The sequence below is a fragment of the Streptomyces sp. NPDC048696 genome (genome assembly GCF_043198895.1).
Classification (GTDB): Bacteria; Actinomycetota; Actinomycetes; order Streptomycetales; family Streptomycetaceae; genus Streptomyces.
In genome coordinates, this window is record NZ_JBICVJ010000003.1 from 64,071 (window position 1) to 90,440 (window position 26,370).

Genomic DNA, 26,370 nt, shown 5'->3' on the forward strand with positions numbered 1-26,370 from the left:
CCGGCACAACGGCCATTTCGAACTGCGTTCGTCAACACCGGATTCGAAACGCCGCCTCGAACCATCCCCCGACCGGGTGACTAAATGTCGCCAAATCATTACCCCCCGCTACGCTCGCCTCCGTGACGCACACAGCCCGCCGAATCGGCCGCACCCTAGCTCTCGTCCTGCCCGTCGTCCTCGTCCTCTCCGGGACGCTCGCGGTCACCCGGGTCAACTGGGCCGGGACCAGCGACTCGCAGCTGCTGACCGCCTCCGCCGAGGACGTCTCCGTACGCGCGAAGTCCCGTGCCCCGCAGGACATCCTGCGCGACGCGCTCCTCGTCGAGCTCCAGGAGAAGGACCCCGGTACCGCTCTCACCCACCTTCAGCGCGAGGTGGAGCGCCGCCCCTCCCTCGCCAAGCACTGCATGTCGATCGCGCGGGCGCTCGGCCGGGCCGCCGTGGAGCAGTACGGCCCCGCCAAGGCCCAGTCGTTCTCGCGGCCCGTCTGCGACACCTCGTTCGCATCGGGCGTGGCCCAGGAGTCCTGAGCCGCCGTACCAGCCGTACCGCGGCCTGCGCACGGCATATGGTTCACGGCATGACTGCGAGCACGACTTCGACCTTCCCGACGCAGGCCGTGGTCCTGGCGGGCGGCCAGGGCTCACGACTGCGTCCGTATACCGACGACCGCCCCAAGCCGATGGTCGAGATCCCCGGGACGGGGACCCCGATCATCGGCCATCAGCTTGCCTGGCTGGCCGCGGAGGGCGTCACCGACGCCGTGATCTCCTGCGGCCATCTCGCCGGTGTGCTCCAGGACTGGCTTTCCTCGGCGGATCTGCCGCTGCGCGTCACGACCGTGGTCGAGGGCGAGCCGCTGGGGCGCGGGGGCGGCCTCAAGTACGCGGCCGCGCGGCTGCCGCACCCCGACCGGCCGTGGTACGCCACCAACGGTGACATCTGGACGCGCTTCTCGCTGCGCGAGATGGCGGCATTCCACGGCGAGCGCGACGCGACCGCGACGCTCGCCCTGGCCCGGCCCCGGATCCCGTGGGGCGCCGTCGAGACCGACGCCTTCGGCCACATCACCGACTTCATCGAGTCGCCGCCGTCGCCGTATCTGATCAACGCGGGTGTGTACGTGTTCTCCGCGGCCTTCACCGGGCTGCTCCCGGACCGCGGCGACCACGAGCGCACCACGTTCCCCCGCCTGGCCCGCGAACGCCGCCTGGCCGGCTACCCGCTGCCGCACGGCGCGTACTGGCGGGCGATCGACACGGCGAAGGATCTGACGGAGGCGGCGAAGGAACTGTCGGGCCAGGGGATTTGACTCCCGGGGGCTCCGCCCCCGGACCCCTGAGCGGGGCTGCGCCCCTGCGCCCCGATTCGTCTGCGGACCGTGCTGGGTTGCTCGCGCAGTTCCCCGCGCCCCTAAAGGAGGGCCCGAAGGGCCCATTTAAGGGGCGCGGGGAACTGCGCGACCAGCCCCCACCGGCGGCCAGACGAAGCGACAACCGCCGGAGGCCTTCGGGAAGGGGCGGGGTGGGGGAAGACAGGCGCCAGCCCCCACCGGCCCGCAGACGAATCGCTCGGCACGACCGCCGTCAGCCCAGCAACCCCCCGATCGGGTTCCGGTTGCCGGACGTGCCCGACGTCGACGACGGGGACGAGCCGGAGGAGCCCGAGGACGTCGGACCCGCGGACGTCGTCGACGGGGCCGCCGGTGACGTGTGGCGCGACGCCGACGGCTTGTGCCCGACCGTGCCCTGGGTCTGGGACGGCACACTCCCCACCGCCCCCGAGTCCCGGACCGCCGACTTCGGCGCCCCCGCCCGCTTCGACGGCTTCGCGGACGCCGACCCGCTCACCGACGGCCGCGGCGAAGGACCGCGCCGCACCGGCTTCGCGTGCGGCTCCGGCGCCAGCGGCGTACCCGGCAGGTAGTTGGTGGGGTCGGAGTTGGGACCCGGGACCGTCACCATCTCGGTGGAGCGCACCGCCCCGCCGAGCAGCGAGCCGATCAGCAGCGTCAGGCCGACCACGACGGTCGCCATGACGGTCCCCCGCCGCAGCACCCGCCGCCGCAGCTCCCACAGCGTGGAGCGCGGGCCGAGCCGGCGCCAGGCCTCGCCCGCGAGCCGCGCGTCCAGCGAGTACACCGGCGCGCCCGCCGCGATCAGCGGCGACCAGGCCGCCAGGTAGATGAAGTCCGGCGCGTCGTACGCGGGAACCGTCTGCCAGCTCACCGTCACCAGGAGCACCGCGGACAGCAGCGCCCCGAACACCGCCGCGACCCGCTGCCACAGACCCAGCATGGTGAGCACGCCCACCACGATCTGCAGGAAGGCCACCGAGAGCCCCGCCCCGACCGGATGCTGGAGCGCGAAGGCGCGCAGCGGCTCGGCGAGGGCCCACGGGTGCAGCGAGTTCAGCCACTTCATCATCGAGCCGCGCTCGCCGCCGTCGAAGTAGACGGGGTCGCAGAGCTTGCCCATGCCCGCGTACACGGAGATGAAGCCGAGGAAGACGCGCAGCGGGAGCAGGACCACGCCGAGGTTCATCCGGCGGCCCGGGTAGTACGCGTGCCGCACCGGATCCGCGCCGTGCCGGTGGCCGCGCGCGCCGCCCTCGGCCTCGTCGTCGCCGGGCTCGTGGACGTCGAACTCGTCGTCCCCGTACGCCCCTTGGTCGTACGCGGGGGGCCGGACCGCCTGGAGCAGCGCGGTGTCGGCCACGCCCGGCTCGCCCAGCGGCGCGCGGGGGGCGACGACCACCGGCGTCGGCATGGTGTCGTCGATGCGCGGGATCGTCTGGGTCGCGCCCGCGTCGAACGCGCCCGGCCCGTCCAGGCCCCGGACCGCCTGCAGCAGCCCGGTCGCCCCGGGCGCCGCCCGGCCGCTCCACACCACCGGCGCCCGGCGGCGCGCGGCACCCGAGGCCGGCATCCTCGTCGGGTCCGCCAGCGTCCGCCTGGGCATGGACTTCGGGGCGAAATGCACGCGGAAACTGGCGTGGTTGACGATGACCTGCGCGGGGTCGGCGTCCACCTTGACCATACTCAGGGCAGGCTGATCGTCGAACCCGGGCCGGGGCGTTCTGGTGTCCACACTCATCTAACCGAGTGATGGAGGTTTAGGACACTGCCTTGACGGGGGCGATGTGTCCGAGGCCCGTCAAGATCACTTACGCCGGACGGGCGTCGGCCCTATGGGTCACCGCTACGGGCCACCGACGCGCGCCCACGCGCGCGTGGACACGCGGGACCGCCTACGCGCGCGTGCACACGCGCAGGCGGGCTCCACACGTCAGCCCTTGCGCCGGCGCGCCGCCTCGTACAGCACGATGCCCGCCGCGACACCGGCGTTCAGCGACTCCGCGCCGCCCGGCATCGAGATCCGCACCCGGTAGTCGCAGGTCTCGCCGACCAGGCGGCCCAGGCCCTTGCCCTCGCTGCCGATGACGATGACGACCGGGCCGCCGAGCGCCTCCAGGGACTCGACCGTGTGCTCGCCGTCGGCCGCCAGGCCCACGACCGTGACACCGGCCTTCTTGTAGTCCTCAAGGGCGCGGGTGAGGTTGGTGACGCGGGAGACCGGCGTACGGGCGGCCGTGCCCGCCGAGGACTTCCAGGCGCCCGCCGTCATCCCGGCCGCGCGCCGCTCCGGCACGACCACGCCGTGGCCGCCGAAGGCGGAGGTGGAGCGGACGATCGCGCCGAGGTTGCGCGGGTCGGTCACCCCGTCGAGGGCGACGATCAGCGGCTGGTCGTGGTTGTCGTACGCCGCCTCCAGGAGGTCCTGCGGGTGCGCGTACTCGTACGGCGGGACCTGGAGGACGAGGCCCTGGTGGTTCAGGCCGTTCGTCATCCGGTCGAGTTCGAGGCGCGGGGCCTCCATCAGGTTGATGTTGCCGCGCTCGCCCGCGAGCTTGAGGACGTCGCGTACGCGCTCGTCGTTGTCGATGTACTGCTGGACGTAGAGCGTGATCGCCGGGACACCGTCGCGCAGCGCCTCGAAGACCGGGTTGCGGCCGACGACCATCTCGGACGTGCCCTTGACGCCGCCGCGGCGCGGGGCCGGACGGCGGTTCGCGGCCTGCTTGGCCTTGGCGGTGGCGATGCGGTTCTTCTTGTGCTTCTTGCGGTCCTCGGCCTTGGGCGTGGGGCCCTTGCCCTCCAGGCCCCGGCGTCGCTGGCCACCGCTGCCGACCGTAGCGCCCTTCTTGTTGGACGTGCGGCGGTTCCTGCGCTGGCTGTTCCCGGCCATGACCTACCTGTTTCCGTGATTCTGCGACCTACGGGGCGTCGTTTCGTCCGTGGGTCCTGCGTACGTACGTATATGAAGTGTGCCGCCCAGTCGCCCGGGCGGCACATCGCGCTTCCCCGTCAGCGGGGGCCGAGGCTCCAGCGGGGGCCGCTGGGGCTGTCCTCGATGACCAGGCCGGACTGGGTCAGCTGGTCGCGGATGGCGTCCGCGGTGGCCCAGTCCTTGCGGGTGCGGGCCGCCTCGCGCTGTTCCAGCACCAGGCGTACGAGCGTGTCGACGGCCCCGTGCAGGTCCTCGCCGCGGTCGGCCTCGCCCGCCCAGTGCGCGTCCAGCGGGTCCAGGCCGAGGACGCCGAGCATCGCCCGGACCTCGGCCAGGCGGGCGACGGCCGCCTCCTTGTCGTCGGCGGCCAGCGCGCTGTTGCCCTGGCGGACCGTGGTGTGGATGATCGCGAGCGCCTGCGGGACGCCGAGGTCGTCGTCCATCGCCTCGGCGAACGCGAGCGGCACCTCGGCGGCCGGCTCCACCACTCCCCCGGCCTTCTCGACGACCCGCTGGACGAAGCCCTCGATCCGCGCGAACGCCGACTCGGCCTCGCGCAGCGCCTCCTCGCTGTACTCGATCATCGAGCGGTAGTGCGGGGTGCCCAGGTAGTAGCGGAGCACGATCGGCCGCCACACCTTGGTCATCTCCGAGACCAGGACCGAGTTGCCGAGCGACTTCGACATCTTCTCGCCGCTCATCGTCACCCAGGCGTTGTGCACCCAGTACGCGGCGAACGCGTCGCCGAACGCCTTGGCCTGCGCGATCTCGTTCTCGTGGTGCGGGAAGATCAGGTCGAGACCGCCGCCGTGGATGTCGAAGGCGCTGCCCAGGTACTTGTGGGCCATCGCCGAGCACTCCAGGTGCCAGCCCGGCCGGCCGCGGCCCCAGGGCGTCTCCCAGTCGGGCTCGCCCGGCTTGGTGGCCTTCCACATGGCGAAGTCGCGCGGGTCGCGCTTGCCGGTGATGCCGTCCTCGGCGGGCTGGCGCAGATCGTCGATGTCCTGGTTGGACAGCTCCAGATAGCCGGGGAAGGAGCGCACGTCGAAGTAGACGCTGCCGTCCGCCTCGTACGCGTGACCGCGCTCGATCAGCGTGCGCATCATCTCGATCATCTCGGGCACGTGCCCGGTCGCCCGCGGTTCGTACGTGGGCGGCAGGCAACCCAGCGCGTCATAGCCGTCGTTGAAGGCGCGCTCGTTCTCGTAGCCGATGGACCACCAAGGGCGGCCCTGCTCGGCCGACTTCGTGATGATCTTGTCGTCGATGTCGGTGACGTTGCGGATGAACGTGACGTCGTGGCCGCGGTATTGGAACCAGCGGCGCATGATGTCGAAGTTCAGGTAGGACCGGACGTGTCCGATGTGCGGTGCGGCCTGCACGGTCGCGCCACAGAGGTAGATCGAGACACAGCCCGGCACTAGCGGGGTGAAGTCGCGGATCTGCCGGGCGCTGGTGTCGTACAGGCGAATAGTCACGAGTCCAGGGTAGTGGCCCCGTAGCAGTGCCCCGCGACCCTTTGGGGCACGGGGCACCGAAGTGTGACAGAAGCTTTTCCGGACCTGTCCGGAAAGGAGCGGAAGGGGCTGCGGACGGAGCTGCCGAAAGGGCCTGCGGGACCGGTCGGCCCGTCCGGTCAGCCCGTCCGGTAGACCAGCGCCGTCGCGATCGCCGCGAGACCGTCGCCGCGGCCGGGGAAGCCCAGGCCGTCGGTGGTGGCGCCGGAGACCGAGACCGGGGCGCCGACCGCGTCCGAGAGCACCTTCTGCGCCTCGTCGCGCCGCTTGCCGATCTTCGGCCGGGGGCCGACGACCTGCACAGCCACGTTGCCTACGCCGAAGCCCGCCGCCCGGACGATCCGGGCGGCCTCGGTGAGCAGCGTGACGCCGGAGGCGCCGGACCACTCGGGCCGGCCGGTGCCGAAGTGGGCGCCGAGGTCGCCGAGGCCCGCCGCCGAGAACAGCGCGTTGCAGGCGGCGTGGGCGACGACGTCGGCGTCGGAGTGGCCCGCGAGGCCGGGGCCCTCGCCCTCCCAGAGCAACCCCGCGCACCACAGCTCGCGACCCTCCTCGAAGGCGTGGATGTCGGTGCCGATGCCCACCTGGGGCATCACGGGGACGACAGGGGTCCCAGGAGTCCCAGAAGTCGCAGGAATCTCAGAAGCCATCGTTGGCCCTCCTGCGGGCGAGGACGGCCTCCGCGAGGACCAGGTCCAGCGGGCGGGTCACCTTGAACGCCTCCTCGTGGCCGGGCACGGCCACGACCGTCAGGCCCAGCTGCTCGACCATGGACGCGTCGTCCGTGACGTTGTCGGTGACGCTCTCGTGGGCGCGGACCAGCGTGGCGCGGTCGAAGCCCTGCGGGGTCTGCACCGCGCGCAGCCGGGAGCGGTCGGGCGTGGCGAGCACCGGCTCGGGCGCGCCGCCCTCGCGCGGCTCGACCTGCTTGACCGTGTCGGCCAGCGGCAGCGCGGGGACGACGGCCGGGGCCCCGTCCCGTACGGCCTCGATCACCGCGTCGACGGTGTCGACCGGCACCAGCGGGCGGGCCGCGTCGTGCACGAGCACCACGTCGATGCCGGGCGGCAGCGCGTCCAGGCCGAGCCGCACGGACTCCTGGCGGGACTCGCCGCCCGGCACCACGAGGAAGTCGGTGCGCTCCGGCAGCGCGTGCTCGGCCAGCAGGTTCTTGACCTCGGTGGCGCCGTCCGGCGGGGCCACGACGACGACGAGCGAGACCGCACGGGAGGCGGCCATCGCCCGGACGGCGTGGATGAGCATGGGAGTGCCGTTCAGCGCGCGGAGCGCCTTGGGGGCGCCCGGGCCGAGCCGCACGCCGCGGCCGGCCGCGGGAATCACCGCGGCGGTGCGGAAAACGCGCGTTTCCTCAGACAAGGTTTGTGTCCTCCGGCGACATGGGTATGGCCTGGGGGTACCCCCGGCCGGTGGCTGGGGGAGTGCCGGGCGCAACGCCCTGACCGGCCCCTTCCGTGACGACCGGTCGAGCGAGCGGCCCGGGCCCGGCCCGCCGACGTACGAGGCGGGCCGAGTACGGGGGCCGTACGGTACGTAGGAATACGAACGTACGAATATGTCCGAACATGCCGCAGCGCCCGGCGACACAGCAGCATGATCACTGCTGGTCAGCGGGCACCGCGGCAATGCGGGTACTCCAGGGGTCGCGCCCCCGGGTCCCCGGTGTCAGGACGCGAGAACCTCGTCGAGGAGGGCCTCGGCCTTGTCTTCGTTGGTGTTCTCAGCGAGTGCGAGCTCGCTCACCAGAATCTGGCGCGCCTTGGCGAGCATGCGCTTCTCACCTGCGGAGAGTCCGCGCTCGCGCTCACGACGCCACAGGTCGCGCACCACTTCGGCGACCTTGATGACATCGCCGGAGGCGAGCTTCTCCAGATTTGCCTTGTAGCGACGGGACCAGTTGGTGGGCTCCTCCGCGTACGGTGCGCGAAGCACCTCGAAGACCCGGTCCAGCCCGTCCTGACCGACCACATCGCGCACGCCTACGAACTCCGCATTGTCCGCGGGTACGCGCACCGTCAAGTCGCCCTGGGCGACCTTGAGCACCAAGTAGGTCTTGTCCACGCCTTTGATCTGGCGAGTTTCGATGGCCTCGATCAGCGCGGCCCCGTGATGGGGATAGACCACGGTGTCGCCAACCTTGAACGTCATGTGACAGGTACCCCTTCCGTGGCTATCCAGGGTAACACGAGAACAGCGTGTTCTGAATGGCGTTTTCGCAGGTCAGGGCATATCTCGGGGCTTGACAACAGCATCACGAACGTGCTGCGGAGGGTTCACGGGAAGGGGTATCCGCAGGTCGGAGCCGCTGTTCGGGGCAAGGGAAACATGCCCCGCACACTCTCCGCAACCCCCTTCCGCAGGGCCGAACGTCCCGTTTTGTCGGCTTCGAAGCGGTGAACTTCCACTGCTCCGTTCGACAACCGGTCACCCGTTCGGGTGCTCCCGCGATTTTTTCGTGAATTGATCACCCGGAGCCGGACGGAGAGTTCCCGAGCGCTTCCCGGGAACCTCCCGGGAACTCCCGGCGCGTTTTCGGTAAGGAATGCGTGGCGGTCCGGGGAATTGATCATCGGGGATATGTGAACGGCGTAAGGAAACGGGGAGATCAGGAAGGGTGCGCGGAGCTCGCGGCGCGGCCGGGGGTCCGGACGGCGGGGTGATCGGCGACCCGGTGCGCGGTCCGGTGCGCCGGACACGGCCCCAGGGGCGGGTCGGGTGCGGGGGCGGCGGGGCGCCTCGGTAACCTAAGCCAGCTGACACACACTTAGCCGTCCTTTAGATGTCCTTACGTCCAAGGAGTTGCCGCCGCCGTGAGCCGCAGCCTTCGACGCGGCGCCCTCGCCGCCTCTGCCATCGCGTTCTCGCTCGCCTCTCTCGCCGCCTGCTCGGCGGGCAACGACGCGCAGACGCTCGAAGTGAAGCCGGACAACGCCGCCGTCAAGGTCGGCGACATCAAGATCCAGAACGCGACCGTTCTGACGCAGCCGAAGGCCGACGCCGCCGGTCCCGCCGTCATCACGGCGACGATCTTCAACAACGGCGACAAGGCGCAGACGCTCGACGCGGTCAAGCTGTCGGCCTCGGGCGCGGCCGTGAAGCTGTCCCCCGCCAAGGGCCAGAGCGCGCTCACCGTGCCCGCGCACGGCTCGCTGCTGCTCGGCGGCAAGGACAACGCGTCCGCCGTGGTCGAGAACGGCAAGGAGGCCGCCAGGAACGGCGACGCCCAGCCCGTCACCTTCCAGCTGAGCACCGCCGGCGAGGTGACCCTGCGCGCCTACGTGATCCCGGCCACGAGCTACTTCGAGGGCTACGGCCCGAGCGAGCTCCCCAAGCCCCCGGCGGCCACGCCGGGCGCCCCGGGCGCCACCACGGCGCCGGGCGCCACCGAGAGCGGCAAGCCGGAGGGCGGCAAGCCCTCGGGCAAGCCGTCGGGCACCCCCGCCAAGGGCGGCAAGCCGTCCGGCACCGCGACCACGGGTGCGGGTCACTGACGCACGCGTACGTACGCAGGTACGCATGAGGAGGGGCCCCGGACAGATGTCCGGGGCCCCTCCTCATATGCGGCCGCTGTTCACGGCTCGCGGCGCAACCGGTGTCTACGGCTCGCAGCGCGGCCAGCGGCTTACGGCTCGAACTTGTAGCCCAGCCCTCGCACCGTCACCAAGTACCGCGGCGCGCCCGGGTCCGGCTCGATCTTGGCGCGGAGGCGCTTGACGTGGACGTCGAGGGTCTTGGTGTCGCCGACGTAGTCCGCGCCCCAGACTCTGTCGATGAGCTGCATACGGGTCAGCACGCGGCCCGCGTTGCGCAGCAGCATCTCCAGGAGGTCGAACTCCTTCAGCGGGAGGTCGACCTTGCCGCCGGAGACCGTGACCACATGGCGGTCCACGTCCATCCGGACCGGGCCCGCCTCCAGGGCCGCCGGGGTGACCTCCTCCGGCTCGCCGCGCCGGCGCAGCACCGCGCGGATGCGGGCGACGAGCTCGCGGGACGAGAAGGGCTTGGTGACGTAGTCGTCGGCTCCTATTTCGAGGCCCACGACCTTGTCGATCTCGCTGTCCTTGGCGGTCACCATGATCACCGGGACGTTGGAGCGGCCGCGCAGCTGGCGGCAGACCTCCGTGCCGGGCAGCCCCGGCAGCATCAGGTCGAGCAGGACGAGGTCGGCGCCGTTGCGCTCGAACTCGTCCAGCCCGTCGGGCCCGGTGGCCGCCACGGCGACCTCGAAGCCCTCTTTGCGAAGCATGTAGGACAGGGCGTCGCTGAACGATTCCTCGTCCTCGACGACGAGCACTCGGGTCACGGAAGGACCTCCGGGGCAGGGAGCACAGTGTGTGAGTCGTGCGCGGCAGGGGGGAAGGTGTCGTACGGCTCGTCGACGGCGTCGTCGTCCGGGCCTGCGGTGTCGGCGGAGGTGGTGGTGCGGTCCCGGACCGCGCCGGCCTCCGGCAGCCGTAGGGTGAAGGTGGAGCCCTGTCCCTCGGAGCTCCAGACGGTGACCTCCCCGCCGTGCGAGGCGGCCACGTGTTTGACGATGGCCAGGCCCAGGCCCGTACCACCGGTGGCGCGGGAGCGGGCCGGGTCGACGCGGTAGAAGCGCTCGAAGACGCGCTCCCGGTCCTTCTCCGAGATGCCGATGCCCTGGTCGGTCACGGCTATCTCGATCAGGTCCCCGCCGGGCGCGGCCACGCGGCGGCCCGCGATGCCGACCCGCGTCCTGGCCGGGGAGTAGTTGACCGCGTTCTCGACGAGGTTGCCGAGGGCGGCGGCGAGCTGGCCGCGGTTGCCCCAGACGTACAGGTCGGCGGTGCCGCCCGCGGCCATGGTGATCTGCTTGGTGGACGCGGGGTGGCGGGAGCGGTCGATGGCCTCGGCGACCAGCTCGTCGACCCGGACCGGCTCGGCGTCCTCCAGCGGGTCGTCGTTCTGCACCCGGGACAGGTCGATGAGCTCCTGGACCAGATTGGTCAGCCGGTTCGCCTCGATCTGCATGCGGCCCGCGAAGCGGGTGATCGCCTCGGGGTCGTCCGAGGCGTCCATGACGGCCTCGGAGAGCAGCGAGAGCGCGCCGACCGGCGTCTTGAGCTCATGGCTGACGTTGGCGACGAAGTCGCGCCGGACCGCCTCGATGCGGCGGGCCTCGGTGAGGTCCTCGACCAGGAGCAGCACGAGCCGCGAGCCCAGCGGCGCCACGCGCGCCGAGACCGCGAGGGCCTCGCCCCGGCCGGTGCCCCGGCGGGGCAGGTCGAGCTCGACCTGGCGTATCTCCCCGTCCCTGCGGGTGTCCCGGGCCATGTGGAGCATCGGCTCCACGGCCAGCTTTCCGCCCCTGACCAGCCCCAGTGCGTACGCCGCGGAGCTGGCCTTGACGACCGAGTCGCTCTCGTCGAGCACCACCGCCGAGGAGCGGAGCACCGACAGCACGGTGTCCACGCCGGGCGGCAGCACCGCGTCCGTGTGCAGGGAGGTCCGGGTGGGCCGCGCCTGGTCGCGCTCGCTCCAGCGGAACGCCAGCATGGCGATGACGCCGGTGCACAACCCGGCGATCGCTGCCGCTGCGGCGACCGCCGCGTTCACGTCCATGCATCCAGGTTATGCGGGCGCACCGACACTCTCCCAGCCATCCGGGTGTCTGCTCGAACGTTCGTCGCCCAGAGTTCACCATGGTGATAGTGCCGGTTCACTTGGTGTGGCCGAATCGGACGCGTAACCCACGGAACGTGGGAGCGTGGGGGTCACAGCCGCCCCCGGCCCCCCGGAGTCATTGAAAGAAGGACACCCATGCGGGACGCGTACCACGAGGAACTGGACTCGATCGGCGAGGGCCTGGTCGAGATGGCCCGCCTTGTCGGGTCGGCGATCGGGCGCGCCACGACGGCCATGCTCGACGCCGACCTCAAGCTCGCCGAGAGCGTCATCGCGGCCGACCAGAAGGTCGACGATCTCCAGCACGACCTGGAGGCCCGCGCGATAGCCCTGCTGGCCCGCCAGCAGCCGGTCGCCACGGATCTGCGGATCGTGGTCACCTCGCTGCGGATGAGCGCCGACCTGGAGCGCTCCGGCGACCTGGCCCAGCACGTCGCCAAGCTGACCCGGCTGCGCTACCCGGAGCGCGCGGTTCCGCGCGATCTGCACGCCACGATCCTGGAGATGGGCCAGCTCGCCCAGCGCCTGATGGCGAAGGCCGCCGAGGTGATCATCACCAAGGACGTCGACCTGGCGCTCCAGCTGGAGCAGGACGACGACGAGATGGACCTCCTGCACCGCACGCTCTTCCAGCACCTGATGGACGACCGCTGGAAGCACGGCATCGAGACGGCGGTCGACGTCACCCTCCTCGGCCGCTACTACGAGCGCTTCGCGGACCACGCGGTGTCGGTCGCCAAGCGCGTGGTCTACCTGGTCACGGGCGAACACGCGGACGACCTCCAGCCGCCGGTGCAGGTCGAGGGCGCGTAGCCGAGGGCGCGCGGACCGGTTGTTCGGATGGGGGCGCACGGCTGGAGCGCGGGGCGGGGGCGCATCGATGCGTACGAAGGCGCGCATTGCCCCCACTGCGCGAATGCGCCGGTGATGCGCCCTTGGGAGCGGGCATGAACAGGGTTGAGGCTTCGTATGCCGGTGAGGCACGCCTACCCAGGGAGGGAACCATGCCCGTTTCCCCGACGACCACAGCGCCACAGCCCGCCCCCCAGAGCGGCTGCCAGTGCGGCCCCGGCTGCTCCTGCGGCTGCCAGTCGGGCGGCTCCTGCCAGTGCGGCGGCGGCTGCGGCTGACGCGTGACAGTCCGCGCACGACCGAGAAGGGGCCCCCGTCCGCAACGGACGGGGGCCCCTTTCGCTCACGAAGAGCGGGCTGCCGCAAAGAGCGGGCTACTTCTTCTTGCCCTGGTTCTTGACCGCCTCGATCGCGGCCGCAGCCGCGTCCGGGTCGAGGTAGGTGCCGCCGGGCTTGACCGGCTTGAAGTCGGCGTCGAGCTCGTAGACGAGCGGGATGCCGGTCGGGATGTTCAGGCCCGCGATGTCGGCGTCGGAGATGCCGTCGAGGTGCTTGACCAGGGCGCGCAGGCTGTTGCCGTGGGCCGCGACCAGGACCGTACGGCCCGCGAGCAGGTCCGGGACGATGCCGTCGTACCAGTACGGCAGCATGCGCGTGACGACGTCCTTGAGGCACTCGGTCCGCGGGCGCAGCTCCGGCGGGATCGTCGCGTAGCGGGCGTCGTCGCTCTGCGAGAACTCCGTGCCGTCCGCAAGCGCCGGCGGCGGGGTGTCGTACGAGCGGCGCCACAGCATGAACTGCTCCTCGCCGAACTCGGCGAGCGTCTGCGCCTTGTCCTTGCCCTGGAGCGCGCCGTAGTGGCGCTCGTTCAGGCGCCAGCTGCGGTGCACCGGGATCCAGTGGCGGTCCGCGGACTCCAGCGCCAGCTGCGCCGTGCGGATCGCGCGCTTCTGGAGGGAGGTGTGCAGCACGTCGGGGAGCAGACCGGCGTCCTTGAGCAGCTCACCGCCGCGCGCCGCCTCCTTCTCGCCCTTCGGGGTGAGGTTGACGTCCACCCAGCCGGTGAACAGGTTCTTCTCGTTCCATTCGCTCTCGCCGTGGCGGAGGAGGATCAGCTTGTACGGTGCGTCGGCCATGCGCCCGAGCGTAATCGACGGCCGACGATTGACGCTCATCGTCAATTCGGTGGCGGCTGAGACGAGGGGTTACGTAAGTTACGGACTGTAGTTGAGCTGCTTACATCCCACGGGGGGCTGTCACCGATGTCCATCGCCTCGCTCAGAAGTTCAGCCCGTCAGACCGTCTCGGGCCTGCCCGGCGGCTTCTGGTGGCTGTGGACCTCCACGCTGGTGAACCGCACCGGCGCCTTCGTCCTCACCTTCCTCTCCCTCTATCTCACGCAGGAGCTCGGCTACTCGGCCTGGTACGCCGGAATCGTCGTCGCGCTGCACGGACTCGGCGGAGTCGCCGGATCGCCGCTGGGCGGGATGCTCACCGACCGGTGGGGGCGGCGGCCGACGATGATCGCGACGCATCTGGCGGGGGCGACGTGCGCGGCCGCGCTGGCCGTGGTGACCAACGCCGTCGGGATCGCCGCCGTGGTGCTCCTGATGGGCGTCGCGATGCAGGCCGTGCGGCCCTCGATCGCCGCGACCATCGCCGACATGGTCCCCGAGTCCGAACGGCGCCGGGCCTACGCGCTGAACTACTGGGCGCTCAACCTGGGCTTCGCCATCGCCGCGCTGGGCGGCGGCGCCGCGGTCTTCCTCGGCTACCGCACGCTGTTCCTGGCCGACGCCGTGGCGACCGTGCTGTGCGCGCTGATCGTCTTCCTGCGGCTGCCCGAGACCCGTCCGGCGGTGAAGGAGGACGCCGCCTCCAAGGCGGCCGCCGAGCAGCGGGTGACGATCGTCGACGTCCTGAAGGACGCCCCGTTCCGGACCCTGCTCCTGCTCAACCTGCTCGTCTGCCTGATCTTCACTGCCCCCTGGGTGGGCCTGCCGCTGACCATGGCCCGCGAGGGCCTGCCCGCCCACTCCTACGGCATGGTCATCGCCGTCAACGGCGTGGTGATAGTCGCCCTCCAGCTGCTGGTCAACAAGATCACCGAGAAGCGCTCGCCGGCCGCGCTGCTCACCGTCTCCTCGCTGCTCTTCGCCACCGGGACCGGGGTGACGGCGCTGGCCGGGACGCCTCTGGTGTTCGCGGCGACCGTGGTGGTGTGGACGCTCGGCGAGATGGTGCACGTGCCGACCAACGCCGCCGCGACCGCGCGCCTGGCCCCGGAGCACGCCCGCGGCCGCTACCAGGGCGTGATGGGCATGTCCTGGGCGGTGGCGGGCTTCGTCGCCCCGATCCTGGCCGGCTGGGTGGTGGACGGCCCCGGCCCGACGGTGCTGTGGATCGGCTGCGCGGTGGTCGGCTGCGTGGCGGCCGCCGGGTACGCGGTCCTGCTGCGGCGGGCGCTGGCGGGGGAGGACGGCGAGGAGGCGGCCGTCGCGGAGAAGACGGAGAAGGCCACGGAGGCGGAGACGGTCGGCTGACCGACTCGGTCCGGCTACGGGGCACGTCGAGCCCCGTACCGACCGGCCGTTCGCGACCCCGTCAGTCGCTCGGACGGCCCGTCAGATGCGCGAACGCGTCCAGGTTCCGCGTCGACTCCCCGCGCGAGACCCGCCACTCGTACTCCCGCCGGATCGCCGACGCGAAGCCCAGCTCCAGGAGCGTGTTGAAGGAGCCGTCCGCCTCCTCCAGGACCGTGCCGAGGAGGCGGTCGAGCTCGTCCGGGGTCACCGACGCCAGCGGGAGCTTGCCGGCGAGGTAGACGTCGCCGAGGCTGTCGATCGCGTAACTCACGCCGTACAGGCGCAGGTTGCGCTCCAGGAGCCAGCGGTGCACGGCCGGCTCGTTCTCGTCGGGGTGGCGGACCACGAACGCGTTCACGGAGAGCGAGTGGTTGCCGATCTTCAGCGAGCACGTGGTGGAGAGCTTCCGGGTGCCGGGGAGCTTCACCACGTACGAACCGGGCTCGGGGGTCTCCCATTCGAGCTCGGCGCCCTTGAGGAACTCGTCGACGACCTGCCGCGCGTCAGCCATGGTGCGAGCGTACGCGACGGCGGTGTTCGTGCATCGCCGCGGTGTAGACGTCGGCGGTGGCCGAGGCCGCCGTGCCCCAGCCGAAGGACTGGGCGTGGTGGGCGGCGGCCGCGCCCATCCGGTCCACCAGCGCCGGCTCGTCGGCGAAGCGGCGCAGCGCGCGGGCGTAGTCGACCGGGTCGTGGCCGGGGACGAGGAAGCCGGTCGTGCCGTCCCGCACGGCCACCGGAAGGCCGCCCACCTCGGCCGCCACGACCGGGGTGCCGGCCGCCTGCGCCTCGATGGCGACCAGGCCGAAGGATTCGCTGTACGAGGGCATGACCAGCACCGATGCCGCGCGGAACCAGTCCGCGAGGCGGTCCTGGCCGACCGGCGGATGGAACCGCACCACGTCCGAGATGCCGAGCCGCGCGGCCAGCTTGTGCAGGCCCTCCGGCTTCGCCAGGCCGCTGCCGCTGGGGCCGCCGATCACCGGGACCACGATCCGCGAGCGCAGCGAGGGGTTCTCGGTCAGCAGCACCGCCACCGCCCTGAGCAGGACGTCCGGCGCCTTCAGCGGCTGGATGCGGCCCGCGAAGAGCGGGATCAGGGCGTCCTGCGGCAGCCCGAGGCGGGCCCGGGCCGCGGCCCGGCCGTCCGCCGGGCGGAAGCGCTCCAGGTTCACGCCGGGGTGGACGACGGCGACCTTGCCGGGGTCGGCGTCGTAGAAGCGGACCAGCTCGTCCGCCTCCTCGGCCGTGTTGGCGATCAGCCGGTCCGCCGCGTCGACGATCTGCGTCTCGCCGATCACGCGCGCGGCGGGCTCGGGCGTGTCGCCGTCGGCGAGCGCCGCGTTCTTGACCTTGGCCATGGTGTGCATGGCATGGACGAGGGGGACGCCCCAGCGCTCGGCGGCGAGCCAGCCGACGTGGCCGGAGAGCCAGTAGTGGGAGTGGACCAGGTCGTAGTGGCCGGGGCGGTGGCCCGCCCACGCCTGCATCACGCCGTGCGTGAAGGCGCACAGCTGCGCGGGCAGCTCCTCCTTGGCCAGACCCTCGTACGGGCCCGCGTCGATGTGCCGCACCAGTACCCCGGGCGCCATCTCGACCGTCGGGGCGAGCCCGCCCGTGGTCGCGCGCGTGAAGATCTCGACCTCGATGTTGATCGCTGCGAGGCGCTTGGCGAGCTCCACGATGTAGACGTTCATGCCGCCCGCGTCGCCCGTGCCGGGCTGGTGCAGGGGGGAGGTGTGGACGCTGAGCATGGCGATCCGGCGCGGCCTGCGGTGGCCGCCGGGGAGGCGGAGCCTGGGCGGCCCCGCCAGGGAGCCGGCGAACCGGGACACGTACTGGCTCACGGTCGACGTCCTCCTCGACTGGACTGCGCTCGTCGGACTGCGCTCGACAGGGGCATGGCGCGGAAGGGACGCGGGCGTCCCCTCAAGAACGCGTAACCACCGGAAGCCTCTTTTTCATTTCCGCTCGCCTTCGTTTCTTTCCGGTTTGCCGAAAATTTTGCCCGGGCGGGAGCGCGCGAGGCGGCCGCCGTAGGCTCGGGACATGGCTCCACCCGCTCCCCGCCGGCCCGTCGGCACCGTCACGCGCGGCACCACCAACCCCAACCGGCTGCGCCGCATGGACCGCTGGATCGCCGACGCGCACGGGCCCGCGCTGCGCCGCGCCGAGGCGCCCATCGCGGTCGACCTCGGGTACGGGGCGGCCCCCTGGACGGCCGTGGAACTGCTCCAGCGGCTGCGCACCGCCGCGCCCGCCGTATCCGTCGTCGGGATCGAGATCGAACCGGCCCGGGTCGCCGCCGCGAAGCCGTACGAGCGGGACGGGCTCACCTTCGTGCACGGCGGCTTCGAGGTCCCGCTGCCCCGTCCGCCGCTGCTGATCCGGGCGGCGAACGTGCTGCGGCAGTACGAGGAGGGCGAGGTCGCGGCGGTCTGGGCGCGGCTGTGCGCCCGGCTCGCGGACGGCGGACTGCTCGTCGAGGGCACCTGCGACGAGATCGGGCGGCGGCATGTGTGGGTGGCCCTCGATCGGTCCGGGCCGCGCACGGTGACCTTCGCGACCCGCCTCGGGTCCCTGGAGCGCCCCTCCGACCTGGCCGAGCGGCTCCCGAAGGCGCTGATCCACCGCAATGTGCCGGGCGAGCCGGTGCATGCGTTCCTGCGCGACTTCGACCGCGCGTGGGCCGCGGCGGCGCCGTACGCGTCGCTGGGCGCGCGCCAGCGCTGGATGCGGGCGGTCCGGGACCTGGCGGCCAACTGGCCGCTCACGGACGGGCCCAGGCGCTGGCGCCAGGGGGAGGTCACGGTGGAGTGGGAAGCGCTGGCGCCTCGGGGGTGACGGGCCCGGGCTCGGCCTTGGGGCACTGCGCTGGCGTACGCACGGACCCTGCCGGTCACTCCACACGTCACCCCCGCACGGGGAACGCACACGTCGTGCCGTTCGTCCCACATGCGGGGAGTGACCCGTCAGGTGCCCGTCCGCCTCTGTCGTTTTGGCGAACGGCGTGGCACCATCGCGATGTTGCGAGATGTTACTGACGGTTAATCACATCCACGTTCCGCGTGACCTGCGGGATGTGGTGCGTGCTTGCTGTCCGACGTGATGTGGGACCTGGGGATTCCGGATGTCCGGAGGGGGAGAGTTTTCGTGCGACAACGCCGTTTGGCCACCGCGATCACCGTGGTGTGCGCCCTGACCGTGCTGGCGATGCCGACCACGGCGTTCGCCGCGCCGAGCCCGAAGCCGGAGCCGACGACCACGGCGACGCCGCCTTCGACCCCGCCCGCCCCGGGGACGAAGAGCCTTGACGACGTGCGCAAGGAAATAGACGAGCTGTACCGACAGGCGGCGGTCGCGACCGAGGCGTACAACCTGGCCGAGGAGCAGACCAAGGTCCAGTCCGCGCAGATCGTGAAGATCGCCCAGGAGATCGTCAAGGGCGAGGAGCGCATCAAGCGGCTCAAGGACCAGGCGGGCGCCGCGGCCCGGCAGCAGTACCGCACGGGCGGGCTGCCGCTGGGCGCGCAGATGATGCTGAGCGGCAACCCGGACGCGTTCCTGGACGGCGCCGACCGGCTGCGCGAGGGCCAGCAGGCCACCCAGGGGATGCTGGCCGAACTGAACCGCACGCAGGCCGACTTGGCGCAGTACTCGAAGGACGCCTCCGCCCAGTGGACCAAGCTGGAGGCGAACCGGGTCAAGAAGGAGACCGCCAAGAAGGAGATCACCGACAAGATCGCGGCCGCCGAGAAGCTGGAGTCCCAGCTGGAGGCGAAGGAGCGCGAGCGGCTGGCCCAGCTGGAGCAGGAGCAGCAGTTCAAGGCCCAGACGGACTGGCTCAGTTCGGGCATATTGCGGGAGATCAACGGCAGGGCGAGCGAACAGGGCAAGCGGGCGGTGAAGTTCGCCACCGACCAGATCGGCAAGCCGTACGAGTGGGGCGCGGAGGGGCCGCGGACGTACGACTGCTCCGGCCTGACCTCGCAGGCCTGGCTGGCGGCGGGCCAGGGCATCCCGCGCACCTCGCAGGAGCAGTGGGCGCAACTGCGGCATGTCGACATCAAGGACATGCGACCGGGCGATCTGATCATTTACTTCGCGGACGCGACGCACGTCGGGATGTACATCGGCGACGGCGCGATCGTGCACGCCCCGCGGCCGGGGCGGAATGTGACGATCACGGGCGCGGGCACGATGCCGATCCTGGGGGTCGTCCGCCCGGACAAGTGAGGCATGCGGCATATGCCGATGGGCATTTGCCGAACAGTCACCGCGCGCCATTCCGTTGCCCGGGCGTCTGAGGCTAAGGTCCGGGACTGGCGGCACGTGGCTTTGCGTTCCGCGGCGCCCTCGGGGGGAGGGAAGGACCGGAACGATGCCCGCACCTCACATATGGCCTCCGACGCCCCCGGCCGGGCCGAACCCCCTGGCCGGGGCGGCACTGCCGACCGGGCCTGCGGACCCGGCCGGGCGGACGTCCATGGCCGGGGCGACACCGCCGGGCGGACCGACCGACCCGACCGGGCGGGCCCCTGTGGCCGGACGGTCCCCTTCGGCCGACACGACGGATCCGGCCGCGCAGCCGCCCCTGCCCGGGCGGAGCCCTCTGGCCAGGCCTGTGGATCCTGCCTCGCCCGCGCCCGTCCTGCCGGGGGCCTGCGTCCCCGGGGGCGCTGCGGGGGCGGGGTTTCCGGGAGCGGCGATGGGGACGGGTGCGTCTGTGGCGGCGGGAGCGCTTGCCGGGGCGGGGGGTTCCGGTGGGACCAGTGTCTCCGGCGGGACCGGCGGGCTGGTCGGGACCGGTGTCCCGGCGGGGGCCGGTGTCGTCGCCGGGACGGGTGCCGCCGCGGGGACGAGCGCGCTCAATCTGCTCGTCATCGAGGACGACCCCGTCGGCCCCTTCGCGGTGTCCGAGCTGCTGCACACGGCCGGGACGCGGGTGCGGATCCGTACCGCCCGTAATCTCACCGAGGCCGAGCGGCTGCTCACCGACGATGTGAACTGCATCCTGCTCGACCTCGCGCTGCCCGGCCGCGACCCCGACGACGAGCTCGCCGCGCTACGGCATCTGCTCCGGCTCGCCCCGCGCCACGCGGTCCTCGCGCTCACGCCCTCCACGCACGCCGAACGCGCGGCGGAAGCCGTCCGTGTCGGCGCGCAGGACTACCTCTTCCGCGACGAGCTCGACGGCAAGGTGCTCAGCCGCGCCATCCGGTACGCGGTGGAGCGCAAGCGCGCCGATGTGGCGCAGTACAAGCTCGCCGAGTCCCGGCTGCGCGCGCAGGAGAACGCCCGCCTGGAGCGCGGCCTCCTGCCGACCCCGCTCCTCGACGGCTCCGACCTGCGGTTCGCCGCCCGCTACCGCCCGGGCCGCTCCCGCGCCCTGCTCGGCGGCGACTTCTACGACACGGTCCGCACCCCCGACGGCACCGTCCACGCCATGATCGGCGACGTCTGCGGCCACGGCCCCGACGAGGCCGCCCTCGGGGTCGAACTCCGCATCGCCTGGCGGGCGTTGACGCTGGCGGGTCTGTGCGGCGACGCGCTGCTGACGACCCTTCAGCAGGTGCTGGAGCACGAGCGCGACAGCGACGAGATCTTCGCGACGCTCTGCACGGTCGACATCGCCCCCGACGGCCACCGCGCCGAGCTGAGCCTGGCGGGACATCCGGCCCCGCTGGTCACCCGCGCGGACAGCCCCGCGAGCCTGCTGGCGTACGAGAGCGGCGGCCCGGCCCTCGGCCTGCTGCCGCAGACGCGGTGGCCGCGCCGCCGGGTCGAACTGGGCGCCGAGTGGAGCCTGTTGATGTACACGGACGGCCTGATCGAGGGCCGCACCGGCCAGGGCGACCAGCGCCTGGGTCAGGACGGCATGCTCGACATGATCAACCGCCGCCTGACGGCGGGCCTGCGCGGCGAGGCCCTGCTGGAGGCCGCCGTGACGGAGGCCCGCGAGCTCAACGGCGGTGAACTCACCGACGACGTGGCGGTGTTGCTGCTTGAGCGGACGGGGGCGACGCAGGCGTCGTGAGGCGGGCGGGGACGGCACGGCCGGGGCGCGGGCGCCCCGCGGAACCCGCTCGGGGCCCCGGATCTACCGTCCGCCGTTGTACGGCCCGTACGGACCGTCGCTGCTGGAGCCGCCCCGGCGGCCGCCGCCACGGCCGCCACGGCCGGAAATCGCCCGTACCGCAGGACGTACGTCCACGATGTAGACGATCACGGCCACCGCGCCGATGATCGGCAGGAACGACAGCAGCGGGAACAGCACGCTGACGAACAGCGCGATGGCCAGAATGATCAGCCAGAACGGCTTCGTCTGCTTGTCCGTCGCGCGGAACGCGTCTTCCCGGCGGAAGGCCGCGTCGAGGAGCGCGAAGAGGCTCAATGCGGTCAGGGCTGTACTCAGCAGCCACATGAACCCCGCGAAACCCTGCATCAGCACCGCTGTCCACCACCTTCCGTACGGGTCGTCCCTACGCGGCCAAGGTACCCGTCAAACGCTCCGGGCGACGAAAACGTGCCCGCCGCCGGAACCGGCCCCTGCGCCGGTCCGGCACCCTGGCCGGTCGCCCACTCGCCGCTCGCTCACTCGGCGGGCTTGGCCGCCGTCTTCTTCGCGGCGCTCTTGCGCGCGGTGGTCTTCCTGGCGGCGGGCTTGGCGTCCGCGGAGTCCTCGGACGAGGCGGAGTCCGCCGCGGGCTCCGACTCCTTCGGCTCCACCGCCTGGCCGATCTCGGAGATCTCCTCGGCGGCCTCGCCGCGCCACTCCTTGACGACGCCCTTGCCGTGCTCGGCCACCTTGTCGTACCCCTCGCGCACCTTGACCAGGGACTCGGCGGTGATGCCGACCACCTGGAGGGCGAGGTGCTGCACGGAGTCGCCGAGCTTCTTCACGTCGCCGTCGAGGGCGCCGACGACCCCGGTCACCTTCGCGGTGACGGCGGCCTGCGCCTCCTTGGCCCGGTCGACGACCTTGTCCTGGACGGCCTTGGGGTCCGTGTTCCGTACGGCCTCGATACGCGCCGGGACCTCGGCCTGGAACCGCTCCACGAGCGCCGGTACCTTCGCGGCCTGCTTCACGCCGAGGTCGAGGGCGCCGGCGACGAAGTAGCCCGGCTTCGGGTCGGTCAGGACATTACGCAGCTCATCGGTGACGGCCATGCTGGTTTCCTCCCGGATCGGTACGTGGATCAGCTCGGGGGAGCCGATGCGGCATCGCCGTCGTCGCTGTCGCCGGAGCCCTTGCCGCTCTCGCCGCTCTCGCCGCCAAAAGCCTGGGGTGCGTCGAGCCCGTTCTCCTTGCGGAAGGACTCGTAGATCTGGATCAGCACCTGCTTCTGGCGTTCGTCGAGCGACGGGTCGGCGAGGATGACGCTGCGCGTCTCCGCCGCCTCCGGCGCCCGCTCGTCGAGGATCCCGGCCTGCACGTACAGCGTCTCGGCGGAGATCCGCAGCGCCTTGGCGAGCTGCTGCAGAATGTCCGCGCTCGGCTTGCGCAGCCCGCGCTCGATCTGGCTCAGATACGGATTGGACACCCCGGCGGCATCCGCGAGCTGCCGCAACGACAGCTGCGCATTACGCCGCTGCTCGCGCAGGAACTCGCCGAGATTGCCGACGTTGAGCGATGCCATACCCCGATACTGCCCCCTCCCCGCTAACTTTTGCAAGCAGGTGCTTGCAAAAGTGTGCCGCGCCACGTGCCGGGGCGGGCATCGCGGGGAGAGAGGCCGTACCGTCCGGGCTCAGGAAGCCTGCGCTCAGGAGGCCTGGCCCGCCTCCACGTCCAGCGTGATCTTCACCGTGTCGCCGAGCGCCGCGCCCCCCGCGCCGCCGTGCACGCCGAACGCCTTGCGGCTGATCTGGGTGGTCGCGGAGAAGCCCGCCACGGAGCGGCCCTCGTAGCCCTTGCCGAAGCCGATCAGCTCCAGGTCGAGGGTGACGGGACGGGTGACGCCGCGCACGGTCAGTTCGCCGTCGACCAGGAAGCCGTCGCCGTCCGCCGCCCGGACGCCGGTCGAGCGGAAGGTCATCTCGGGGAACTCCGCCGCGTGCAGGAAGTCCTCCGACCGTATGTGGTTGTCGCGCTGCTCGTGCCCGGTCGACACGGACGCGATCTGGATCGCCGCGGTGACCGAGGACTCCAGCGGGTCCTCGGCGAGCACGATCTCGGCCTCGAACGCGTCGAACCGGCCGCGCACATTGGCGATGCCCAGGTGCCGTACGGAGAAGGCGACTTCGGAGTGGATCGGGTCGATCGTCCAGGTGCCGGGCGTGTAGCCGGGCAGGGCGGCGGCCGCCGGACCGACGGCCGGGGATTCGGGAGAGGGAGAAGACGGAGAAGTGGACATGGCTGTGGGTCCCCCAGGAGAGGTAAGCGGTCGTGTGTCGCGCTTGCTCGATCCTTGCTTGAACGCTCCACAACATAGTGACCCGACGCCCTTCGCGCACCAATCGCCTTATGGATCCGCCAGGTTGACCCCGCCCGCCCCGCCCGCCCCGTCCAGCGCCGTCGGCAGCGGCCTGCTGTGCAGTACGTCGAGGCGCGAGACCGCCCGCGTCAGGACCACGTACAGGCGGTGCGGACCCCGCTTCTCCGCCTCCGCGATCGCGGCCGGCTCCACGGCCACCACATGGTCGTACTCCAGCCCCTTCGCGACCGTCGCGGGCAGCACCGTCACCCGCGCCGCCGACGTCAGGTCGTCCGGCTCGGCCGTCGCCACGCCCGCCGCCGCCAGCGCCTCGCGCAGCGCGGGCACGTCCGCGTCGCGCGCGATCACGCCCACCGAGCCCTCGTGCGCCAGCGCCGCCCGTACGGACCGGACCACCCCGGCCCGTACGTCCGCCACCCGCGTCATCGTCAACTCGCCGTCCCGGCGCAGCGATCGCGACGGCGGTACGCAGACGTCGAGGTCGCCGAGGAGGCGGTTGGCGAGCGCCACGATCGCCGCCGGGACGCGGAAGCCGGTCGTGAGCGGCACTACGCGCGCGTCCGGCTTGCCCAGATGCGCCATCTGTCCGGGCCAGTCGCGGGCCGCCCACGGCGTGGTGCCCTGGGCCAGGTCGCCGAGCACGGTCAGCGAGCCGAAGCCGGAGCGGCGGGCGATGGCGCGGCACTGCATCGGCGAGAGGTCCTGGGCCTCGTCGACGACGATGTGGCCGTACCCCTCGGGCCGTTCGATCAGGCCCGCGAGCTCGTCGAGCAGGACCAGATCGGCCGCCGACCACTTGGCCGACTTGTACGAGCGCGGCGGCTTCGGCCACAGCAGGTGCTTGTGCTCGTCGGCGGCGAGGATGCCGTCGGCGGCCGCCGCCAGCGCGTCCGGGTCGGTGAACAGGGCCGCCAGCACCTCCTCGGGCGTGACCTTCGGCCAGGCGGTGTCCACGAACGCCGAGACCGGGCGGGCCCGCGAAATCCGTTGCAGCCAGGTGTTGTTCATGGGACCGGCGCGGTGTTCGGCCTGGAGCTGGATGACGCGCACGGCCCGGCTGCGGACCCGCTCGCGCCCGACCGCGTACGGCGGCTCCTCGGCCCGTACCGCCTCGACGATCTCCGTCAGCTCCCCCAGCGACACCCGCCACCGGTACGAGCCGTCCGGCACCGCGACGGGCGCCTCGGGAACGCCCACGCGCGCGTAGAGCGCGCGATGCAGCACCCGCGCCATCCGGGCGTCGTGCTTGAGGGCCGCCGCGTCCGGCTCGTCCACCGCGCGGACCGGCACGCGCGCGATCTCCTCGTCGACCGTCGACTGCCGGATCCCGGCCTCGCCGAGGGCGGGCAGGACCTGGGCGATGTAGTGCAGGAAGGTCCGGTTGGGCCCGAGGACGAGCAGTCCGCCGCGCCGGATGCGCTGCGGATGGGTGTAGAGCAGATACGCGGCCCGGTGCAGCCCGACCGCCGTCTTGCCGGTGCCGGGGGCGCCCTGCACACAGATCGAACGGTCGAGCCCGGCGCGTACGAGGTCGTCCTGTTCGGGCTGGATCGTGGCGGCGATGTCGCGCATGGGGCCGACGCGGGGGCGCTCGATCTCGGTGGCGAGGATGGTGCCGGGGCGGGCGGCGGCCGGGTCGGGGGCGTCGACGCCGTCGGCGGGCGTCCCGTCGGTGGGCATCCCGCCGGTGGGCATCCCGCCGGGTGCCGCCTCGCCCAGCCGCTCGTCCTCCAGGCTCGTCAGGTCCTCGGCGGCGCCCCGGCTGCCGGGGGCCCAGCCGAAGCGGCGGCGGACCGCGACGCCCATCGGGTCGCGGGCCCCGGCCTGGTAGAACGTCCGCGAGACCGGCGCCCGCCAGTCGACGACGAGCGGCGGCGCCGAGGGGTGCTCGCTGATGCGGCGGCGCCCGATGTGATAGCTCTGCCCGGCGTGGTCGCCGGGTCCGCCGGGTCCGCCGGGTCCGCTGGCCGCCGCGAAGTCGAGCCGTCCGAAGAACAGCGGCCCGTCCGGCTCCTCCCGCAACTCCTTGGCCCAGCTGCGCAGTTGATAGCCGAGCACTTCGGCGTCCGCGCCGGAGGCGAACGCGTTCTCGCCCTGGACGACCTGCACGTCCGCGCCCTCGACCATGCCGGTCAGGGCCTCGCGGCAGGTCTGGTGATAGGCCCGTTCCCGAGTGAGTTCGCGGTCGAGTGGCGTCATGCATCCACCATAACGCAACCCGGTTAAATTATTTACTCAGTAACGAAAGATCACCGACCGGACGCGCCGGACGCAGGGGTTACGCATACCGCCCCAACCCCTCCCCCAGCTGCGCGAACGCCCCCTCGGCCGCCTCCACGGCCGTCGGATACACCGCCTCCGCGCTCTCGCCCGCCTGGATCCGCCGCCAGTTCTCCTCGGCGAGGATCCGCTGCACGGCGACGATCTGGCCCGCCGCGAGGCGCGCCCCGATGTCGGAGCCGAGGGCGGCGGCGAGCGCGTCCTCGGCCCGCCCCTGGTACGCGAACAGCCGCGCCACCAGGCTCGGCGTGCCGTAGAGCAGCCCGTGGTAGGCCCGTACGCGCGGGTCGTCGTTCAGCCCGGTCACCGGATCGCGGTCGGCCAGGCCCGCCAGGAAGTGGCGGCGCAGGGCGGCGAGCGGCGCGAGGCCGTCGGCGCGGCCCTGCGCGACGACCCGGGCGGCCTCGTCCTCATGGTCGGAGAACCGGTGCAGGGCCAGGTCCTCCTTGGCCGGGAAGTAGCGGAAGAGGGTGGGCTTGGAGATCCCGGCGGCCGCCGCCACCTCCGCGACCGGCACGTTGTCGAAGCCCTTCTCAAGGAAGAGCGCGATCGCCACGTCCGAGACGGACTGGTACGTCCGCTGCTTCTTCTGCTCCCGCAAACCCATGAGGCGAGCGTACGGGCAGCTGAAGCGGGCGTACGGGCGGCCGTGCGGCCGTGCGGACCCGCGCTTGACCTGAAGTCCGCTTGAGGTCGAAGACTCGTCCCGTACCGGTGACAACGGAGTACGGAAGTGGGGATC

The 26,370-nt window shown here is 72.0% G+C and carries 25 protein-coding genes; 8 read left to right on the top strand and 17 right to left on the bottom strand.

Annotation, left to right across the window (positions count from 1 at the left end; all coding sequences use genetic code 11):
* Positions 1–122: 122 nt before the first annotated feature.
* Together ACGFRG_RS06410 and ACGFRG_RS06415 are read left to right on the top strand one after the other, a co-directional pair.
* Entirely contained in the window at positions 123–533 is a 411-nt protein-coding gene (locus tag ACGFRG_RS06410; protein WP_361431072.1) for a hypothetical protein, read from the top strand.
* A gap of 50 nt (positions 534–583) precedes the next feature.
* Positions 584–1,315 carry a nucleotidyltransferase family protein gene (locus ACGFRG_RS06415; RefSeq protein WP_361431074.1) on the top strand — a complete coding sequence of 244 codons (732 nt, stop codon included), beginning with the start codon at positions 584–586 and terminating at the stop codon, positions 1,313–1,315.
* Between the two features lie 274 nt (positions 1,316–1,589).
* Here the strand turns inward: ACGFRG_RS06415 and ACGFRG_RS06420 are convergent, their stop codons facing one another.
* From ACGFRG_RS06420 to ACGFRG_RS06445, 6 genes are all read right to left on the bottom strand, one after another.
* A complete protein-coding gene (locus ACGFRG_RS06420; protein WP_361433239.1) occupies positions 1,590–3,098 on the bottom strand; it encodes a DoxX family protein in 1,509 nt (502 codons plus the stop codon).
* A 192-nt stretch (positions 3,099–3,290) separates the two neighbouring features.
* Positions 3,291–4,250, bottom strand: a complete 960-nt coding sequence (gene rlmB / locus ACGFRG_RS06425; protein ID WP_361433242.1) for a 23S rRNA (guanosine(2251)-2'-O)-methyltransferase RlmB — start codon at positions 4,248–4,250, stop codon at positions 3,291–3,293.
* Between the two features lie 119 nt (positions 4,251–4,369).
* Positions 4,370–5,770, bottom strand: coding sequence for a cysteine--tRNA ligase (gene cysS, locus ACGFRG_RS06430; protein ID WP_361433244.1), 1,401 nt, complete (start codon positions 5,768–5,770; stop codon positions 4,370–4,372).
* 158 nt (positions 5,771–5,928) lie between these two features.
* Positions 5,929–6,459 (bottom strand): 2-C-methyl-D-erythritol 2,4-cyclodiphosphate synthase, encoded by a 531-nt coding sequence (gene ispF / locus ACGFRG_RS06435; RefSeq protein ID WP_361433247.1) that lies wholly within the window; start codon positions 6,457–6,459, stop codon positions 5,929–5,931.
* The gene (ispD, locus tag ACGFRG_RS06440; RefSeq protein ID WP_361433250.1) at positions 6,449–7,186 is read right to left on the bottom strand and encodes a 2-C-methyl-D-erythritol 4-phosphate cytidylyltransferase; all 738 of its coding nucleotides are present in this window, start codon (positions 7,184–7,186) and stop codon (positions 6,449–6,451) included. The genes ispF and ispD overlap by 11 nt, the downstream gene beginning before the upstream one ends.
* Positions 7,187–7,492: 306 nt before the next feature.
* A complete protein-coding gene (locus tag ACGFRG_RS06445) occupies positions 7,493–7,975 on the bottom strand; it encodes a CarD family transcriptional regulator (protein ID WP_003953493.1) in 483 nt (160 codons plus the stop codon).
* A gap of 662 nt (positions 7,976–8,637) precedes the next feature.
* Here ACGFRG_RS06445 and ACGFRG_RS06450 point away from each other — a divergent pair.
* A complete protein-coding gene (locus ACGFRG_RS06450) occupies positions 8,638–9,318 on the top strand; it encodes a DUF461 domain-containing protein (protein ID WP_393261925.1) in 681 nt (226 codons plus the stop codon).
* Between the two features lie 131 nt (positions 9,319–9,449).
* On the opposite strand, the gene ACGFRG_RS06455 is transcribed toward ACGFRG_RS06450, so the two are convergent.
* Positions 9,450–10,130 (bottom strand): response regulator transcription factor, encoded by a 681-nt coding sequence (locus tag ACGFRG_RS06455; RefSeq protein WP_017242433.1) that lies wholly within the window; start codon positions 10,128–10,130, stop codon positions 9,450–9,452.
* Positions 10,127–11,410 (bottom strand): sensor histidine kinase, encoded by a 1,284-nt coding sequence (locus tag ACGFRG_RS06460; protein WP_393261928.1) that lies wholly within the window; start codon positions 11,408–11,410, stop codon positions 10,127–10,129. Before ACGFRG_RS06460 ends, ACGFRG_RS06455 begins: the two co-directional genes overlap by 4 nt.
* A gap of 198 nt (positions 11,411–11,608) precedes the next feature.
* Between ACGFRG_RS06460 and phoU the strand changes: the two genes are divergently transcribed.
* Positions 11,609–12,286 carry a phosphate signaling complex protein PhoU gene (gene phoU / locus ACGFRG_RS06465; RefSeq protein ID WP_361433257.1) on the top strand — a complete coding sequence of 226 codons (678 nt, stop codon included), beginning with the start codon at positions 11,609–11,611 and terminating at the stop codon, positions 12,284–12,286.
* 413 nt (positions 12,287–12,699) lie between these two features.
* On the opposite strand, the gene ACGFRG_RS06470 is transcribed toward phoU, so the two are convergent.
* Positions 12,700–13,461, bottom strand: coding sequence for a phosphoglyceromutase (locus ACGFRG_RS06470; protein WP_361433259.1), 762 nt, complete (start codon positions 13,459–13,461; stop codon positions 12,700–12,702).
* Positions 13,462–13,587: 126 nt separating this feature from the next.
* Here ACGFRG_RS06470 and ACGFRG_RS06475 point away from each other — a divergent pair, with 126 nt between their 5' ends.
* A complete protein-coding gene (locus tag ACGFRG_RS06475; protein ID WP_361433262.1) occupies positions 13,588–14,868 on the top strand; it encodes an MFS transporter in 1,281 nt (426 codons plus the stop codon).
* A 61-nt stretch (positions 14,869–14,929) separates the two neighbouring features.
* Here the strand turns inward: ACGFRG_RS06475 and ACGFRG_RS06480 are convergent, their stop codons facing one another.
* Positions 14,930–15,421, bottom strand: coding sequence for a YbjN domain-containing protein (locus ACGFRG_RS06480; RefSeq protein ID WP_393261933.1), 492 nt, complete (start codon positions 15,419–15,421; stop codon positions 14,930–14,932).
* A complete protein-coding gene (gene mshA, locus ACGFRG_RS06485; protein WP_361433267.1) occupies positions 15,414–16,757 on the bottom strand; it encodes a D-inositol-3-phosphate glycosyltransferase in 1,344 nt (447 codons plus the stop codon). Before mshA ends, ACGFRG_RS06480 begins: the two co-directional genes overlap by 8 nt.
* Before the next feature lie 202 nt (positions 16,758–16,959).
* Between mshA and ACGFRG_RS06490 the strand changes: the two genes are divergently transcribed.
* The 3 genes from ACGFRG_RS06490 (at position 16,960) to ACGFRG_RS06500 (ending at position 20,947) form a co-directional block, all read left to right on the top strand.
* Positions 16,960–17,754, top strand: coding sequence for a class I SAM-dependent methyltransferase (locus ACGFRG_RS06490; protein WP_361433269.1), 795 nt, complete (start codon positions 16,960–16,962; stop codon positions 17,752–17,754).
* Between the two features lie 369 nt (positions 17,755–18,123).
* Positions 18,124–19,146 (top strand): NlpC/P60 family protein, encoded by a 1,023-nt coding sequence (locus tag ACGFRG_RS06495; protein ID WP_393262697.1) that lies wholly within the window; start codon positions 18,124–18,126, stop codon positions 19,144–19,146.
* A 472-nt stretch (positions 19,147–19,618) separates the two neighbouring features.
* A complete protein-coding gene (locus tag ACGFRG_RS06500; RefSeq protein ID WP_393261936.1) occupies positions 19,619–20,947 on the top strand; it encodes a PP2C family protein-serine/threonine phosphatase in 1,329 nt (442 codons plus the stop codon).
* A 63-nt stretch (positions 20,948–21,010) separates the two neighbouring features.
* On the opposite strand, the gene ACGFRG_RS06505 is transcribed toward ACGFRG_RS06500, so the two are convergent.
* The 6 genes from ACGFRG_RS06505 to ACGFRG_RS06530 form a co-directional block, all read right to left on the bottom strand.
* On the bottom strand, positions 21,011–21,355 hold the full coding sequence (locus ACGFRG_RS06505) for a DUF2516 family protein (protein WP_361433304.1): 345 nt from the start codon (positions 21,353–21,355) through the stop codon (positions 21,011–21,013).
* 149 nt (positions 21,356–21,504) lie between these two features.
* Entirely contained in the window at positions 21,505–22,080 is a 576-nt protein-coding gene (locus ACGFRG_RS06510) for a hypothetical protein (RefSeq protein ID WP_393261939.1), read from the bottom strand.
* Positions 22,081–22,109: 29 nt separating this feature from the next.
* Positions 22,110–22,550: a helix-turn-helix transcriptional regulator gene (locus tag ACGFRG_RS06515; RefSeq protein WP_361433275.1), complete on the bottom strand. Its 441-nt coding sequence runs from the start codon at positions 22,548–22,550 to the stop codon at positions 22,110–22,112.
* 126 nt (positions 22,551–22,676) lie between these two features.
* Complete coding sequence (locus ACGFRG_RS06520) at positions 22,677–23,267, bottom strand: YceI family protein (RefSeq protein ID WP_393261943.1); 591 nt, start codon at positions 23,265–23,267, stop codon at positions 22,677–22,679.
* A 108-nt stretch (positions 23,268–23,375) separates the two neighbouring features.
* Complete coding sequence (locus tag ACGFRG_RS06525) at positions 23,376–25,547, bottom strand: HelD family protein (protein ID WP_393261946.1); 2,172 nt, start codon at positions 25,545–25,547, stop codon at positions 23,376–23,378.
* Between the two features lie 79 nt (positions 25,548–25,626).
* Positions 25,627–26,235: a TetR family transcriptional regulator gene (locus tag ACGFRG_RS06530; protein ID WP_361433282.1), complete on the bottom strand. Its 609-nt coding sequence runs from the start codon at positions 26,233–26,235 to the stop codon at positions 25,627–25,629.
* Between the last annotated feature and the right edge of the window lie 135 nt (positions 26,236–26,370).

Excerpts from the sequence above, each read along its gene's own strand:
- ACGFRG_RS06525 (WP_393261946.1), bottom strand. The coding sequence starts at position 25,547 with ATGACGCCACTCGACCGCGAACTCACTCGGGAACGGGCCTATCACCAG.
- ACGFRG_RS06445 (WP_003953493.1), bottom strand. The coding sequence starts at position 7,975 with ATGACGTTCAAGGTTGGCGACACCGTGGTCTATCCCCATCACGGGGCC.
- ACGFRG_RS06415 (WP_361431074.1), top strand. The coding sequence starts at position 584 with ATGACTGCGAGCACGACTTCGACCTTCCCGACGCAGGCCGTGGTCCTG.
- ACGFRG_RS06530 (WP_361433282.1), bottom strand. The coding sequence starts at position 26,235 with ATGGGTTTGCGGGAGCAGAAGAAGCAGCGGACGTACCAGTCCGTCTCG.
- phoU (WP_361433257.1), top strand. The coding sequence starts at position 11,609 with ATGCGGGACGCGTACCACGAGGAACTGGACTCGATCGGCGAGGGCCTG.
- ACGFRG_RS06495 (WP_393262697.1), top strand. The coding sequence starts at position 18,124 with ATGCCGACCACGGCGTTCGCCGCGCCGAGCCCGAAGCCGGAGCCGACG.
- ACGFRG_RS06470 (WP_361433259.1), bottom strand. The coding sequence starts at position 13,461 with ATGGCCGACGCACCGTACAAGCTGATCCTCCTCCGCCACGGCGAGAGC.
- ACGFRG_RS06500 (WP_393261936.1), top strand. The coding sequence starts at position 19,619 with ATGGGGACGGGTGCGTCTGTGGCGGCGGGAGCGCTTGCCGGGGCGGGG.
- rlmB (WP_361433242.1), bottom strand. The coding sequence starts at position 4,250 with ATGGCCGGGAACAGCCAGCGCAGGAACCGCCGCACGTCCAACAAGAAG.
- ACGFRG_RS06505 (WP_361433304.1), bottom strand. The coding sequence starts at position 21,355 with ATGCAGGGTTTCGCGGGGTTCATGTGGCTGCTGAGTACAGCCCTGACC.
- ACGFRG_RS06490 (WP_361433269.1), top strand. The coding sequence starts at position 16,960 with ATGGCTCCACCCGCTCCCCGCCGGCCCGTCGGCACCGTCACGCGCGGC.
- ACGFRG_RS06515 (WP_361433275.1), bottom strand. The coding sequence starts at position 22,550 with ATGGCATCGCTCAACGTCGGCAATCTCGGCGAGTTCCTGCGCGAGCAG.
- ACGFRG_RS06475 (WP_361433262.1), top strand. The coding sequence starts at position 13,588 with ATGTCCATCGCCTCGCTCAGAAGTTCAGCCCGTCAGACCGTCTCGGGC.
- ACGFRG_RS06480 (WP_393261933.1), bottom strand. The coding sequence starts at position 15,421 with ATGGCTGACGCGCGGCAGGTCGTCGACGAGTTCCTCAAGGGCGCCGAG.
- ispF (WP_361433247.1), bottom strand. The coding sequence starts at position 6,459 with ATGGCTTCTGAGATTCCTGCGACTTCTGGGACTCCTGGGACCCCTGTC.
- ACGFRG_RS06460 (WP_393261928.1), bottom strand. The coding sequence starts at position 11,410 with ATGGACGTGAACGCGGCGGTCGCCGCAGCGGCAGCGATCGCCGGGTTG.
- ACGFRG_RS06510 (WP_393261939.1), bottom strand. The coding sequence starts at position 22,080 with ATGGCCGTCACCGATGAGCTGCGTAATGTCCTGACCGACCCGAAGCCG.
- ACGFRG_RS06520 (WP_393261943.1), bottom strand. The coding sequence starts at position 23,267 with ATGTCCACTTCTCCGTCTTCTCCCTCTCCCGAATCCCCGGCCGTCGGT.
- ACGFRG_RS06420 (WP_361433239.1), bottom strand. The coding sequence starts at position 3,098 with ATGAGTGTGGACACCAGAACGCCCCGGCCCGGGTTCGACGATCAGCCT.